The 12,837-nt window shown below is 72.7% G+C and carries 14 protein-coding genes; 9 read left to right on the forward strand and 5 right to left on the reverse strand.

Annotation, left to right across the window (positions count from 1 at the left end):
- The first annotated feature begins 3 nt into the window (after positions 1 to 3).
- From ACE1OC_RS03300 to ACE1OC_RS03335, 8 genes are all read left to right on the forward strand, one after another.
- Positions 4 to 894, forward strand: a complete 891-nt coding sequence (locus ACE1OC_RS03300; RefSeq protein WP_407835709.1) for a sirohydrochlorin chelatase — start codon at positions 4 to 6, stop codon at positions 892 to 894.
- A gap of 23 nt (positions 895 to 917) precedes the next feature.
- Positions 918 to 1,475, forward strand: coding sequence for an urease subunit beta (locus tag ACE1OC_RS03305; protein WP_407835710.1), 558 nt, complete (start codon positions 918 to 920; stop codon positions 1,473 to 1,475).
- A gap of 2 nt (positions 1,476 to 1,477) precedes the next feature.
- The gene (gene ureC / locus ACE1OC_RS03310) at positions 1,478 to 3,202 is read left to right on the forward strand and encodes an urease subunit alpha (protein ID WP_351440918.1); all 1,725 of its coding nucleotides are present in this window, start codon (positions 1,478 to 1,480) and stop codon (positions 3,200 to 3,202) included.
- Entirely contained in the window at positions 3,199 to 3,930 is a 732-nt protein-coding gene (locus ACE1OC_RS03315) for an urease accessory protein UreF (RefSeq protein ID WP_407835711.1), read from the forward strand. The genes ureC and ACE1OC_RS03315 overlap by 4 nt, the downstream gene beginning before the upstream one ends.
- 76 nt (positions 3,931 to 4,006) lie before the next feature.
- On the forward strand, positions 4,007 to 4,630 hold the full coding sequence (gene ureG / locus ACE1OC_RS03320) for an urease accessory protein UreG (protein WP_407835712.1): 624 nt from the start codon (positions 4,007 to 4,009) through the stop codon (positions 4,628 to 4,630).
- Positions 4,627 to 5,646 carry an urease accessory protein UreD gene (locus ACE1OC_RS03325; protein WP_407835713.1) on the forward strand — a complete coding sequence of 340 codons (1,020 nt, stop codon included), beginning with the start codon at positions 4,627 to 4,629 and terminating at the stop codon, positions 5,644 to 5,646. Before ureG ends, ACE1OC_RS03325 begins: the two co-directional genes overlap by 4 nt.
- Before the next feature lie 48 nt (positions 5,647 to 5,694).
- On the forward strand, positions 5,695 to 7,068 hold the full coding sequence (locus ACE1OC_RS03330) for an ammonium transporter (protein ID WP_407835714.1): 1,374 nt from the start codon (positions 5,695 to 5,697) through the stop codon (positions 7,066 to 7,068).
- Complete coding sequence (locus tag ACE1OC_RS03335; protein ID WP_382966430.1) at positions 7,065 to 8,477, forward strand: ammonium transporter; 1,413 nt, start codon at positions 7,065 to 7,067, stop codon at positions 8,475 to 8,477. Before ACE1OC_RS03330 ends, ACE1OC_RS03335 begins: the two co-directional genes overlap by 4 nt.
- Before the next feature lie 91 nt (positions 8,478 to 8,568).
- On the opposite strand, the gene ACE1OC_RS03340 is transcribed toward ACE1OC_RS03335, so the two are convergent.
- Together ACE1OC_RS03340 and ACE1OC_RS03345 are read right to left on the reverse strand one after the other, a co-directional pair.
- Complete coding sequence (locus ACE1OC_RS03340; RefSeq protein ID WP_407835715.1) at positions 8,569 to 9,096, reverse strand: universal stress protein; 528 nt, start codon at positions 9,094 to 9,096, stop codon at positions 8,569 to 8,571.
- 153 nt (positions 9,097 to 9,249) lie between these two features.
- Positions 9,250 to 9,864: an RraA family protein gene (locus ACE1OC_RS03345; protein WP_407835716.1), complete on the reverse strand. Its 615-nt coding sequence runs from the start codon at positions 9,862 to 9,864 to the stop codon at positions 9,250 to 9,252.
- 185 nt (positions 9,865 to 10,049) lie between these two features.
- Here ACE1OC_RS03345 and ACE1OC_RS03350 point away from each other — a divergent pair, with 185 nt between their 5' ends.
- Complete coding sequence (locus tag ACE1OC_RS03350; protein ID WP_407835717.1) at positions 10,050 to 11,054, forward strand: NAD-dependent epimerase/dehydratase family protein; 1,005 nt, start codon at positions 10,050 to 10,052, stop codon at positions 11,052 to 11,054.
- Between the two features lie 33 nt (positions 11,055 to 11,087).
- Here ACE1OC_RS03350 and ACE1OC_RS03355 read toward each other — a convergent pair whose 3' ends face one another.
- From ACE1OC_RS03355 to ACE1OC_RS03365, 3 genes are read right to left on the reverse strand one after another with little or no spacing between them, the layout of a single operon-like run.
- Positions 11,088 to 11,303 carry a cation transporter gene (locus ACE1OC_RS03355; RefSeq protein ID WP_407835718.1) on the reverse strand — a complete coding sequence of 72 codons (216 nt, stop codon included), beginning with the start codon at positions 11,301 to 11,303 and terminating at the stop codon, positions 11,088 to 11,090.
- On the reverse strand, positions 11,300 to 12,451 hold the full coding sequence (locus ACE1OC_RS03360) for a sulfite exporter TauE/SafE family protein (protein ID WP_407841471.1): 1,152 nt from the start codon (positions 12,449 to 12,451) through the stop codon (positions 11,300 to 11,302). Before ACE1OC_RS03360 ends, ACE1OC_RS03355 begins: the two co-directional genes overlap by 4 nt.
- Entirely contained in the window at positions 12,433 to 12,720 is a 288-nt protein-coding gene (locus tag ACE1OC_RS03365) for a hypothetical protein (protein ID WP_407835719.1), read from the reverse strand. The genes ACE1OC_RS03360 and ACE1OC_RS03365 overlap by 19 nt, the downstream gene beginning before the upstream one ends.
- Positions 12,721 to 12,837: the final 117 nt, after the last annotated feature.

The raw sequence follows: 12,837 nt of genomic DNA on the forward strand, positions 1-12,837 counted from the left end.
GCGGTGGCGGCCATCGCACCCGAACGGCCCGGCCGGGCAACGGAATCGGCGGCCCGCGTCATCCTGGCAGGCGGTCACGAGGGCGGCGCCGCGGCGGGCGCCGTGCACCTCGGCCGGCCGCTGGCCGAAGCCGTGCGCGCGGGGCTCGCCGCCTCGTCCGAACCGGTGTGCGTGGTCCCGATGACGCTGGGGCGCGACCCCGGGCTGATCGCCGACTGCGCCCGTGCGCTGCGCTGGCTGAGCCGGGAGGAGGAGCCCGGGCGGCTCGCGCTGGCGCCCCCCTTCGCCACCGTGGATCACCTGACCGCGTGGCTCCGTACCGCCGCCCTCAAGGCGGTGTGCGCGGCTCCCGACACCTCCGCCGTTCTGGTCACGGCGCCCGCCGCGGGTCCCTTCGAGGACGCCGATCTGTTCCGGGTGGCCCGGCTGGTGCGGCAGTACGGGCACCATCGCTGGGTCGAGGTCGCCTTCGACGGCGGTGACCCGGACCTGGCCGAGGGCGCGGAGCGGTGCCGTCGGCTCGGCGCCGGCCACGTCTCCGTGGTCCGGGCCGCGTTCGCCCCGTCGGCCGAGCTCCCGGCGGGAGTCCTGGACACCGGTCCGCTGCTGTCCGACGCGGCGATCGCCCAGGTCGTACGGGCCCGCTCGCAGGAGGCGCTGCACCGACTGGCCCACGGGCAGGACGGCGTGACCGAGGGGCTGGACGCCGAACACGGGCACGGGTACGCGCACTCCCACGGCCCCGGCGGCGACCACGGCCATCACCACGGCCACGCGGACCCGGACGCACACGACACGGACCCACACCACACGCACGCGCACGGCCACGGCGAGGGCCACCGGCACGCGCACGGCCAGGGTCACGGCCACCCGCACGGCCATTCCCCCCACTGATCCGAAGGAAGGGAAGTACCACCATGTCAGGTGGCGCCACATACCTTTACGGCGAAGGCACCGTAGAGATCAACGCCGACCGCCGCAAGGCCAAGGTCACCGTCTCCAACACCGGCGACCGCGCCGTCCAGGTCGGCTCGCACTACCACTTCTTCGAGGTCAACCGAGCCCTCGACTTCGACCGCAACGCCGCCTACGGCATGCACCTCGACCTCCCCGCCGGGACCGGCGTCCGCTTCGAGCCGGGCGACACCCGCGAGGTCGAACTCACCGCGTACAGCGGCCACGGCCGGCTGATCGGTTTCAGCTCACTCGTCAACGGCGGCCTCGGCTCCACCGACACCCGCGTCCGCGCGATGAACCGGGCGGTCGAGCTCGGATTCCTGGGAGCCCGGACGGAGACGGCCCTGCAGGCCGCGGCGGCGCAGGCCGCGGCGCCGGCCGCGGAGGCGCCCTCGAAGCCGGGGACCAAGCCGGCTTCGAAGCCCGCTACAAAGCCGGCCGCCAAGCCCGCCGCGAAGGCACCCGCCAAGACCGCGGCCGCCAAGAAGGCCAAGACCTCCAAGAAGGGCGACAAGTAGCGATGGCTGTCCTGAGCCGCAAGCAGTACACCGACCTGTTCGGGCCGACCGTCGGCGACCGCTTCCACCTGGCGGACACCAATCTGGTCGTCGAGGTCGAGAAGGACCACAACGAGGGCCACTACGGCGACGAGGCCGTCTACGGCGGTGGCAAGGGCATCCGCGACGGCATGGCGCAGGACCCGCAGGCGACGAACCTGCAGGGCGCCCTGGACCTGGTCATCACCAACGTGGTGGTCATGGACGCGATCCTGGGTGTGGTCAAGGGCGACCTCGGCGTCAAGGACGGGTTCATCGCGGGTCTCGGCAAGGCCGGCAACCCGCACACCCAGTCCGGGGTGCACCCCAAGCTGGTCATCGGGCCCGGCACCGAGGTGATCTCGGGCGAGCACATGATCGCCACGGCCGGCGGCATCGACACCCACATCCACTTCATCGCCCCGCAGCAGGCCGAGCACGGCCTGTCCAACGGCATCACCACCCTCATCGGCGGCGGCACCGGCCCCTCCGACGGCACCAACGGCACCACGTGCACCCCGGGTCCGTGGAACATCGGGCGGATGTACCAGGCGGTCGAGGACCTGCCGGTCAACGTCGGTCTGCTGGGCAAGGGCAACGGCTCGCTCCCGGAAGCCCTGATCGAGCAGGTCGAGGCGGGCGTCTGTGGCCTCAAGGTGCACGAGGACTGGGGCACCACCCCGGCCGCGCTCAGCAAGGCCCTGGACGTGGCCGACGCCTACGACGTGCAGGTCGCGGTGCACACGGACACCCTGAACGAGTCCGGCTTCTTCGAGGACACCCGCTCCGCCATCGACGGGCGCACCATCCACACCTTCCACACCGAGGGCGCGGGCGGTGGCCACGCCCCCGACATCATGCGGGTGGCGGGCGAGCCCAACGTCCTGCCGTCCTCGACCAACCCGACGCTGCCGTACACGGTGAACTCGGTCGACGAGCTCCTCGACATGGTGATGGTCTGTCACCACCTGTCGCACGACATCCCGGAGGACGTGTCCTTCGCGGACTCGCGCGTGCGTGCCGAGACGATCGCCGCCGAGACCGTGCTGCACGACGAGGGGGTCATCTCGATCTTCTCCTCCGACTCCCAGGCCATGGGCCGCATCGGCGAGTCCTGGACCCGCGCCTTCCAGACCGCGCACCACTGCAAGGACCAGCGCGGCAAGCTCGACGGCGACACCGAGCGCAACGACAACTTCCGCGCCCTGCGCTACCTCGCCAAGATCACGATCAACCCGGCGATCGCCTCGGGCACCGCCGAGCACATCGGCTCCCTGGAGACGGGCAAGCTCGCCGACATCGTGCTGTGGCCGATCGGCTCCTTCGCCGCGAAGCCGAAGATGGTCATCAAGGGCGGCCTGATCAACTGGGCGCTGATGGGCGACCCGAACGCCTCCCTCCCGACCCCGCAACCGGTCTACTACCGGCCGATGTTCGGCGCCTACGGCAAGGCCAAGCAGGCCACCCGGGTCTCCTTCATGTCGCAGGCCGCGATCGAGCTCGGCGTACCTCAGAAGCTGGGCCTGGACAGCAAGGTCCTGCCGGTCCGGCACTGCCGCACCGTCGGCAAGCAGCACATGGTCCGCAACGACGCCCTCCCCGTCATCACGGTCGACCCGGAGACCTACAAGGTCACCCTCGACGGGGTGCCGGCCACCATCGAGCCGGCCCGCGAACTGCCCCTGAACCACCTGTTCTACCTGGCATGAGCACTGCCGCCAACGCCGCCGCGTTCACCCCCGCTGCGGTGACACCGGTGCAGGCCCTGCTGGTCAGCCTCCAGCTCACCGACTCGGCCTTCCCCAGCGGCTTCTACACCCTCTCCCACGGCCTGGAGGGCTACGCCCAGGCCAAGGCCGTGACCCCCGAGGGCGTACCCGTACTGCTGGCCGACCTGCTGCGGCACGCGGTGGGGCCTTCCGACGCCACCGCGCTCGCGCTGGCCCACCGGGCGGCGCTGGCCGGTGACTGGGAGGCCATGGCCGAGACCGACCGGAGGCTGAACGCGGCCAAGCTGAACGAGGGGCTGCGCCGCGCCGCCACCCGTACCGGCCGCCAGCTGCTGGACCTCGCCCGCGAGTGCGTCGGCGGCGAGCCGCTGGAGCGGTACGCGGAGCTCGTGGCGGCCAAGCGGGCCCCCGGCTCGCAGGCCGTGGCCGCCGGGGTCGCCTACGCGGCCGCCGGCGTCCTGGCCGAACAGGCCGTCGTGAGCGACCTGTTCGCCTACGCGGCCAGCTTCACCGGGGCCGCGCTGCGGCTGCGGCTCACCGACCACCGCAAGGCACAGGTGGTGCTGCGCGGGATCGCACCCGTCATCGAGGAGGTGGCGGAGGCGGCCCTGCGCCGCGAACTCGCGGATCTCGGCGGGTGCGTTCCGATGGCCGATGTGATGTCGGGCCGTCACGAGCGGGCCGAGGCAAGGCTGTTCGCCACCTGATCCGTCGATCCCTCTTCCTCCCTTCTTTCTCGCTCCCTTTCGCCAAGCTGCCCTTTCCCTAAGGTGCGTGACTTTGATGACCGAGGACAACGTCCTGCGCGTCGGCGTCGGCGGCCCCGTCGGCTCCGGCAAGACCGCGCTGATCGAGGCCCTGGTACCAGTGCTGATCGCGCGCGGGCACCGGCCCGCCGTGATCACCAACGACATCTACACCCAGGAGGACGCCCGCCAGGTCCGCCGCACGCTGGCCGGGGTGCTCGACCCCGAGCGCGTCGTGGGCGTGGAGACCGGTGCGTGCCCGCACACCGCCGTGCGCGACGACCCGACGATGAACCTGGCCGCGGGCGCCGAGATGCTGGAGCGGTTTCCCGATGTCGACACCCTGCTCTACGAGTCGGGCGGCGACAACCTCACCCTCACCTTCAGCCCGGTCCTGGTCGACTTGTTCCTCTTCGTCCTGGACACCGCCGAGGGCGAGAAGATGCCCCGCAAGCGCGGTCCGGGCATCACCGAGTCCGACCTGCTCGTGATCAACAAGATCGACATCGCCCAGTACGTCCGCTGCGACATCGGCGTCATGGAGTCCGACGCGCACCGCGTGCGCGAGGGGCGCCCCGTGGTCCTGACCAACTGCCTCACCGGGCAGGGCCTGGAGGACGTGGCCGCCTTCGTCGAATCCTTCCGCCGGGTGCCGGCGTGAGCGTCGTGGCAGATCCGCCCGACACCCCGCCGCACGCTCCGCCCCGCACCCCGCCCCGCGGCCTCCTGCCGCCCGGGCGGCTGGAAGCCGCGCACTACGAACCGCCGCGCGTCCCCCTGGAGGTGCTGCGGCACTCCTCGGTGCCCGACACCCTCGGTGTCGGGCGCCCCGGCAAGGTGGGGCTGCTGGAGCTGGGCTTCGAGCGGGTCGGCGGGCGCACGGAGCTGGTGCGGCACTACCAGAAGTCCCCGCTCCAGATCATGCGGCCGCTCTACTTCGATCCGCACCGCCCCGACCTGCCCATCACCTTCCTGATGTCCACGGGCGGCGGGGTCATCCAGGCCGACCGGCTGCGCACCGACCTGTCCTTCGGCCCCGGCACCTCGGGGCACGTCACCACGCAGGCGGCCACCAAGGTCTACCGGATGGAGCACGACTACGCCGTCGCCCAGACCTTCCTGACCGTCGGCCCGGACGCGTACGTCGAGTACCTGCCGGATCCGGTCATCCCCTACGTCGACTCCCGCTTCTACCAGCGCACGGTGATCACCGCCGCCCCCACGGCCACCGTGCTGGCGAGCGAGACCGTCCTGGCCGGCCGGCTGGCGCACGGCGAGCGCAACGCGTACCAGGTCTTCGCCTCCGACCTCGAACTGCGACGTCCCGGCGGCGAGTTGGTGGCGCTGGACACCGTACGGCTGGAACCGGGCGGGGCCGGGGAGTCCGGCGGCCGCTCCGTCGACGGGCCCGCCGTGCTGGCCGGCCATTCCGTGATGGCCTGCTTCTTCGCGGTCAGCCCGCTCGCCCCGGCCCGCGAGCTCGCCGACCTGCTGCACACGGCCCTGGCCGACCGCGGACTCCCGTACGGGGTCAGCGTGCTGCCGCAGGAATGCGGGGCCTGGGTGCGGGTGCTCGGGGACCACACGGAGGCCGTGACCCGGGCGCTCGGGGCCGCCTGGGACGCGGTGCGGCGCAGGTTGATCGGCGTACCCGCACCGGACCTGCGCAAGACCTGAACCACCCACTCCCTCCTGCCTGTTCACGACCAGAGAGAGTTCCACCAGATGCCCAGTGGCTACGATACGGGTAATACCGCCTGGATGATGGCGAGCACCGCCATGGTGCTGCTGATGACCCCCGGCCTCGCCTTCTTCTACGGGGGCATGGTCCAAACCAAGCACGTACTGGTGATGCTCAAGATGAGCTTCGCCTGCCTGTCGCTGGTGACCATCCTGTGGGTCGCGGTCGGCTACTCCCTCGCCTTCGGCAAGGACGCCGGCGGCGGCATGATCGGCAATCTCGACTACGCCTTCTTCCGCGGCATCGGGATGGACTCCCTGCACGGCTCCATCCCGACGGTGATCTTCGCCTGCTTCCAGATGTCCTTCGCGATCATCACGGTGGCGCTCATCAGCGGCTCGATCGCGGGCCGCGCCACCATGAAGGGCTGGCTTGTCTTCGTCGTCGCCTGGACCATGCTGGTCTACGTGCCCACCGCGCACTGGGTGTTCGCCCCCGACGGCTGGATCAACAAGTCCCTGGGCGCGCTCGACTACGCCGGCGGCCTGCCGGTCGAGCTCAGCTCGGGGGCCTCGGGCCTCGCGGTGGCCATCGTGCTGCGCAAGCGCAAGGACTTCGAGCGCGAGACGATCCGCCCGCACAACCTGCCCCTGGTCATCATCGGCCTGGCGCTGCTGTGGTTCGGCTGGTTCGGCTTCAACGCCGGCTCCGCGCTCCAGGTCGAGGGCAGCGCACCGACCACCTTCTTCAACACCCAACTGGCCGCCGCGGGCGCGATGATCGGCTGGCCGATCATCGAGAAGTGGCGCCTGGGGCACGTGGAGATGCTGGGCGTGGCCTCGGCGGCGGTCGCCGGCATGGTGGCCATCACCCCCGCCTGCGGCGAGGTCTCCCCGCTCGGCGCACTGATCATCGGCTTCACCGCCGGTGTGGTCTGCTGCTTCGCCATCAACATGAAGTTCAAGATCGGCGTCGACGACACCCTCGACGTGGTCGGCGTGCACGGCTGGGGCGGCATCGTCGGCGTCCTCTCCATCGGCTTCTTCGCGACGGCCGCGATGAGCGGCAAGAAGGGCCTCTTCTACGGGGGCGGTCTGGACCAGTTGTGGCGTCAGGCCGTCGGAGTCCTGGCGGTCGGCTCCTTCGCCTTCGTCATGACCTGGCTCATCGCCAAGGCGATCGACAAGTCCGTCGGCTTCCGCACCTCGGAGGAGTACGAGAACGTACCCGGCCGGGACGAGGAGGTCGCCTACGACAACGCGACCCTGGACGAGATCCGCGACCGGATCGGCGGAGCCGGGGCCGCGCCCCGCGAGCCCGCCGCGGTGGGCGCCGCCCAGGGCGCCTCGGAGCAGCAGGACGCCGCGCTGCTCGCCGAAATCGTATCCGTGCTGGACCGACGAGAGCGTGACAAGTGACCGCGCACACGATTGCCGCCACCGTGTCGGCGGTCTCCGCCGCACCCGCCGTCGCCGACTCCGGCAACGCGTCCTGGCTGATGATGGCCACGGCGCTGGTGCTGCTGATGGCTCCCGGAGTGGCCTTCTTCTACGGCGGCATGGTCCGCACCGGCCAGATCGTCGCCATGCTGAAGATGATCTTCTTCTGCATGGTGATCGTCACCGTGCTCTGGTTCGCGATCGGCTACTCCCTGGCCTTCGGCCCGGATGCCGGCGGGCTCGGGGTCATCGGCACGCTCGACCACGCCTTCCTGCGCGGGATCGATGCCCGGTCGCTGACCGGCTCCGTGCCCACGGTCACCTTCGTGGTCTTCCACCTGTCCTTCGCGGTCGTCACCGTGGCCCTGATCGCCGGCTCCATCGCGGGCCGCGCGAAGATGGGCGGCTGGATCGCCTTCGTCATCGCGTGGACCCTGCTGGTCTACATCCCCATGGCCCACTGGGTGTTCGACCCGGCCGGCTGGGTCGCCAAGCAGCTCGGCGCCGTCGACTTCTCCGGCGGCACGGTCGTGGAGATCGGATCGGGGGCCGCCGGACTCGCCCTCGCCATCGTCGCGGGCAAGCGGGCGGACTTCGACCGCCAGGGCATCCGGCCGCACAACCTGCCGCTCGTGGTCATCGGGCTGTCCCTCATGTGGTTCGGCTGGTTCGGCTTCAACACCGGTTCTTCCCTGGAGACCCCGGGCGGCGCGGCGATGGCCTTCCTCAACAGCCAGCTCGCGGCGGGCGCGGCGATGGCCGGCTGGGCGGTGACCAGTTGGTGGCGCACCCGGCAGGTCGGCCTGCTCGACATGTGCATGGGCGCCGTCACCGGACTGGTCGCCATGACCCCGCTGGCCGGCGGGGTGAGCCCGGTGTGGGCCACCATCATCGGCTTCCTCGCCGGGCTGACCTGCGCGTTCGCGATCAGCTGGAAGTACCGGCTGGGCGTGGACGACACCCTGGACGTGGTGGGCATCCACGGCTGGGGCGGCATCGTCGGCATGGTCATGGCCGGCCTCTGCGCGACCGGGACGCTGACGGGCCACAAGGGCCTCTTCTACGGCGGCTCCTGGGACCTGCTGAGCAAGCAGCTCACCGCCACGGTGGTGCTCGGGCTGTTCTCGTTCGTGATGACCGCACTGATCGGCAAGGCCATCGAGGTCACCATCGGGCTGCGTCAGCCCGGCGCGATGGTGGAGAAGGAGCAGGCCTACGCCGACGTCCTCTCCGACAACCTCGAGCAGCTGTCGGGCGCCGCCCCCCGCGCCGAGGGGGCCGGTGCGGAGCCGGAGAGCGCCTCCGCGCTGGTCGCCCGGCTGCGCGAGGTCCTGCTGACCGCCCCGCAGGGCGGTGGCGACCGGCAGGGCGGCGACGACCGCGGCTGAGCACGGCCGCACACCGGCCGCGGACCCGGTCGCGTCATGCGGCCGGGTCCGGGCCATGCGGCCGCCTCCGGGTCACGCCGCCGGATCCGGGTCACGCCGCCCGCCGGAGCAGGTCTCCCGCGTCCAGGGGCCGCCGCCACACGATGCGGCGGCGTACGGCGTCCAGGTCGGCCCGCAGGGGGCCCGGCGGCACGGCCAGTACGGGACAGGGTGCGCGCCTCAGGCAGTACCGGGACACCGAGGGCCGTAGCACGCGCAGCAGCGGGCCGCGCGGTCCCGTACCCACCACGAGCAGGTCTCCGGAGTCCCGGACGGCGCCCACCAGGGCCGCGCCCGGGGTGCCCCGGACCGCCAGCCCGGCCAGGGTCACGCCCGCCGGTGCACCCCCGAAGGCGGTGTCGAGGACCTCGCGCAAGCGCTCGACCGCCGCCTCCCGCGAGGCGGTGAGCAGCGCCGTCCCTCCCCCGCCGCCACGGGCGCCCGGTCCGGCGAGCGGCGGCTGCCAGGCCAGTACGACCCACAGTTCCGCCTCCCGCGCCCGGGCCTCGGCGTGCGCCGCGTGCAATGCCGTCAGGCTCCCGAAGGATCCGTACACCCCCACCACGACTCGTCCCCGCACTGCGCCGTCCTCCCCGTCCGGTGTTCCGACTTCTCCATGGAACGGCGGCGAAGGGGCTTTCGGTGCTCCCCCGTACGGACTCCTGACGTGCCCCTGACGGGGAACGCGGGGGCCCTGACGGGTCCTTGACGCCGGGCCCGGCGCACGTTGCGGTCAGCCGGTGAAGCCGAGGCCGCCCAACGCCTTCTCGATGCGCGCGCGGTGCTGCTCCTCCCACGCGTCCAGGGACTCCCCCGCCTCCTTCGCCAGCTTGTCCAGAGCGGCCCGCAGGATCTCGTCCTGCCGGGCGGCCGGGGTGACGACGATGCCCTCCTCGTCGGCGACCACGATGTCACCGGGGTGGACGGTCACTCCGCCGACCCGCACGGCTTCGCCGAGGGCGCCGAGCTTCTTCTTGCCGCCCGGGATGGGGATGACACCGCGGGCGAAGACCGGGAAGCCCGCTGCGCGCACCTCCGCGAGGTCGCGCAGGAGCCCGTCGAGCACGAACGCGGCGATGCCGCGGCGCTGGGCGACGGCGCACACGTTGCCGCCGGCGAGCGCGTAGTCCAGGTCACCCGATTCCACGACGATGACCGAGCCGGGCTCGGCGCGGTAGATGGCCGCGTGCAGCATCAGGTTGTCCCCGGGCTCGCACCGCACGGTGTACGCCGGTCCCGCGATGCGCGGCGCGTCCCACAGCGGCCGGATGCCGATGTCCATGACCTGCTCGCGGCCCAGGAAGTCGGCCAGGGTGGTGGGCGGGACGCCCTCGAAACCGTTGTGCATGCCAGTCCTTGCTCTCAGTGGCGCCCGCCCGTGCGGCGGGCCCGCCCGGGGCAGCAAGATCGTAGGTCACGGCGCCCCTGGAAGGCGCGAAGGGGCCGCGGGGCGGACGGGAGGCGGCGGGTGGGAGCCCTGCGCTGTCGGTGAACGGCCTCGGAATCCGGCGCGCGCAGTGCTTGGCTGGAGCGATGGAGATCCTCATTCTGGGTGGAACGGCATGGCTGGGACGCGAGTTGTCCCGGCAAGCGATCGAACGGGGTCACCGGGTGACCTGCCTGGCGCGCGGCGAGAGCGGCGCGGTCGCGGACGGGGCCAGGCTCGTGGTGGCCGACCGGCAGAGCCCTTCGGCGTACGAACCCCTCCTGGACCGCGCGTGGGACGCGGTCGTCGAGGTGTCCTGGCAGCCGGGGTTCGTCCGCGGGGCGCTGGCCGCACTCGCGGACCGGGCCGGGCACTGGACCTACGTCTCCTCCGTCAGCGCCTACGCCTCCCACGCGGCCCCGGACGCCGACGAGTCCGCGGCCCTGCTGGCCCCGGCCGAGACGAGCGAGGCCGACCGCTCGGTGTACGGCGAGGCCAAGGTCGCCTGCGAGGAGGCCTCCGCGGCCGCCGTCGGCGACCGGCTCCTGATCGCCCGCGCCGGCCTGATCGGCGGCCCGGGCGATCACAGCGACCGCTCCGGTTACTGGGCGGCCCGCGCCGCGGCCGATCCGGTGGGGCCGATGCTGGTCCCGGACGAACCGGACCTCGCCACCCAGGCCGTCGACGTACGGGACCTCGCCGGCTGGCTGCTCGACTGCGCGGCGAACGGAACCACCGGCACCTACGACGCGGTCGGCCCGGTGGTTCCGTTCGCGCAGTGGATCGAACTGTCCCGCGCAGCCGGGGGACACACCGGTCCGATGGTCCCCGCCGGCTCCGAATGGCTGCTCGCCCAGGGCGTGGCCGAGTACATGGGCCCCGATTCGCTGCCGATGTGGGTCGTGGAGAAGGGCTGGGAGGGCTGGGCGGCGCGGAGCGGGGCGGCGGCGCGCGCGGCGGGCCTGCGCCACCGCCCCCGGGCCGAGCTGCTGGCCGACACCCTGCGCTGGGAGCGCGCACGGGGCCTGGACCGGACCAGGCGTGCGGGCCTCGGCCCCGGACGCGAACGCGAACTGCTCGACGCGCTCGCGGCCGAGGCCGAGGCCGGCTGAGACCGGGAGCCCGGCGCCCGGCGCCCGTTCGGGCTACCGCGCGCGTTGCGCCTGGTAGCCCGCGGAGGCGATCGCCGCGATGACGGCGGCCGGGTCGACGGGCCGGTCCGTATCGACGACGGTGCGGCCCGTGCGCAGGCTCGTCGCGCTGGCGACCACTCCCGCCAGCTCCTCCACCTCGTCGTCGATCAGCAGTCCGCAGCTGTTGCAGTGCATGCCGGTCACGGTGAACTCCATGCGCTCCTTCACGAGGTGCCCTCCCGGCTCTCGAAGGTGATCCGGCCGCCGTACATGCCCATGCCGCAGCTGTACTCGAGCGTCCCCGGCTGCCGGGCGCCCAGGTCGATGCCGGTGGTCCCGGTCGTGGGGAGGACCTTCTGGATGCCGAGGTCGGGGATGACGAAGGCGCGGACGCAGCCGCCCGTCCCCTGCGTGGCGACGACCAGGGTGGTGGGGACACCGGCCGTCGCCGTGACGGCGGCCGGGGCGTAGGCGTTCGTACGGGCCCGGATGGTCACGGTCTGCGTGCCGTCCGGGTCGAGCACCACCGTGTCGGCCGCCACCTCGACGGCGACCGCCGCGGGGGCTCCGGTGGGCCACCAGCCGCCGAGCCGCAGCCCGCTGCCGAGGGTCCACACCGCGACGAGCAGCACGACGACGGCGGTCGCCAGGGTCAGCCGCCCCTGCCACAGCCGGGCGGCGGAGCGCAGGAAGAAGCCGAGGGCGGCGAAGAGCGGGCCGGTCCCGAGGACGAAGCCGGCCATGACGGCCGCGCCCGCGAGCGGGGCGCTGGAGGTGACGGCGAGGAGCTCGACGCTCAGGGTCACCCCGCAGGGGATCAGCACGGTCAGGAAGCCGAGTGCGGCCGGGGTGGTGACGGCCGTGGACCGGGCAGACCTGCGGACCCGCCGGCCCCAGGAGACGGGCGTGCGCGGCACGAAGCGGCGTACCCCGCGCACTCCGAACATGTCGAGTGCGAGGACCATCAGCACGCCCGCGCACAGCATCAGCACGGCGCGGGTGCGCGGACCGGGCTGGACCGCGGCTCCGATCAGGCCGAGGGCGGCGCCGAGGAGGGTGTGGGAGAGGAGCTTGGCGCCGAGGAAGGCGCCGACGGGGGCGAAGAGGCCGCTGCGCTCCCACCTCTCCCGGGACCACTCGGTGGACCGGCGGCCGACGGCCCCGGCGAGCAGGCCTCCCTGGACGGCGGCGCAGGACGCGCCGCCGGCGAACAGACCGGTGGAGAGACACCGGTGACGAACAACGCGGTGGATGAAGCCATGGGGAACGGACTCCCTGTACGTACGTCGCAGTGGATCAGGACACGGCGAAGCACCCCGGCCGTCCGGCGCGCGGACGGGTACGGGTGCGGGGCCGGTCAGGTCCGGCTGACGCAGAGGGAGTCGAGGCCTGCGGCCATGCCCTTGGGCGTGACCGCGCCAAGGACCGGCGGATCCGTGCGCGTGTCCGGTCCCGCGCCCATGGCCATCCCGGCCATCGCCGGAGCCCCTGCCGTCGCAGGCGGCCCGGGCATCCCGGCCGGTGCCGGCATCGCCGGCATCGCGAATGCGGGATGCGTGAACAGCCCGCCGCAGGCGAGGAGCAGCACCGCCACGATGCCCGCGACGGCGGCGCGAGCGCGGTGGGGGGCGCGGAGGGGCTGCATGGGCGCGATGCTACGACAGCCGCCCGGCGCGCTCAGCGGCCGGGGCGGTGCCGTGGCGTCGGCCCGGACCCGTCGCCCCGGCCGCTCCACCGTTACCGTGTGGCCATGGAGACCCGC

The organism is Streptomyces stoeckheimensis (assembly GCF_045822005.1).
GTDB classification, from domain to species: domain Bacteria; phylum Actinomycetota; class Actinomycetes; order Streptomycetales; family Streptomycetaceae; genus Streptomyces; species Streptomyces stoeckheimensis.

Coding starts and splice junctions, on each gene's coding strand:
- ACE1OC_RS03305 (WP_407835710.1), top strand. CDS start 918: ATGTCAGGTGGCGCCACATACCTTTACGGCGAAGGCACCGTAGAGATC.
- ureC (WP_351440918.1), top strand. CDS start 1,478: ATGGCTGTCCTGAGCCGCAAGCAGTACACCGACCTGTTCGGGCCGACC.
- ACE1OC_RS03315 (WP_407835711.1), top strand. CDS start 3,199: ATGAGCACTGCCGCCAACGCCGCCGCGTTCACCCCCGCTGCGGTGACA.
- ureG (WP_407835712.1), top strand. CDS start 4,007: ATGACCGAGGACAACGTCCTGCGCGTCGGCGTCGGCGGCCCCGTCGGC.
- ACE1OC_RS03330 (WP_407835714.1), top strand. CDS start 5,695: ATGCCCAGTGGCTACGATACGGGTAATACCGCCTGGATGATGGCGAGC.
- ACE1OC_RS03345 (WP_407835716.1), bottom strand. CDS start 9,864: ATGCACAACGGTTTCGAGGGCGTCCCGCCCACCACCCTGGCCGACTTC.
- ACE1OC_RS03350 (WP_407835717.1), top strand. CDS start 10,050: ATGGAGATCCTCATTCTGGGTGGAACGGCATGGCTGGGACGCGAGTTG.
- ACE1OC_RS03365 (WP_407835719.1), bottom strand. CDS start 12,720: ATGCAGCCCCTCCGCGCCCCCCACCGCGCTCGCGCCGCCGTCGCGGGC.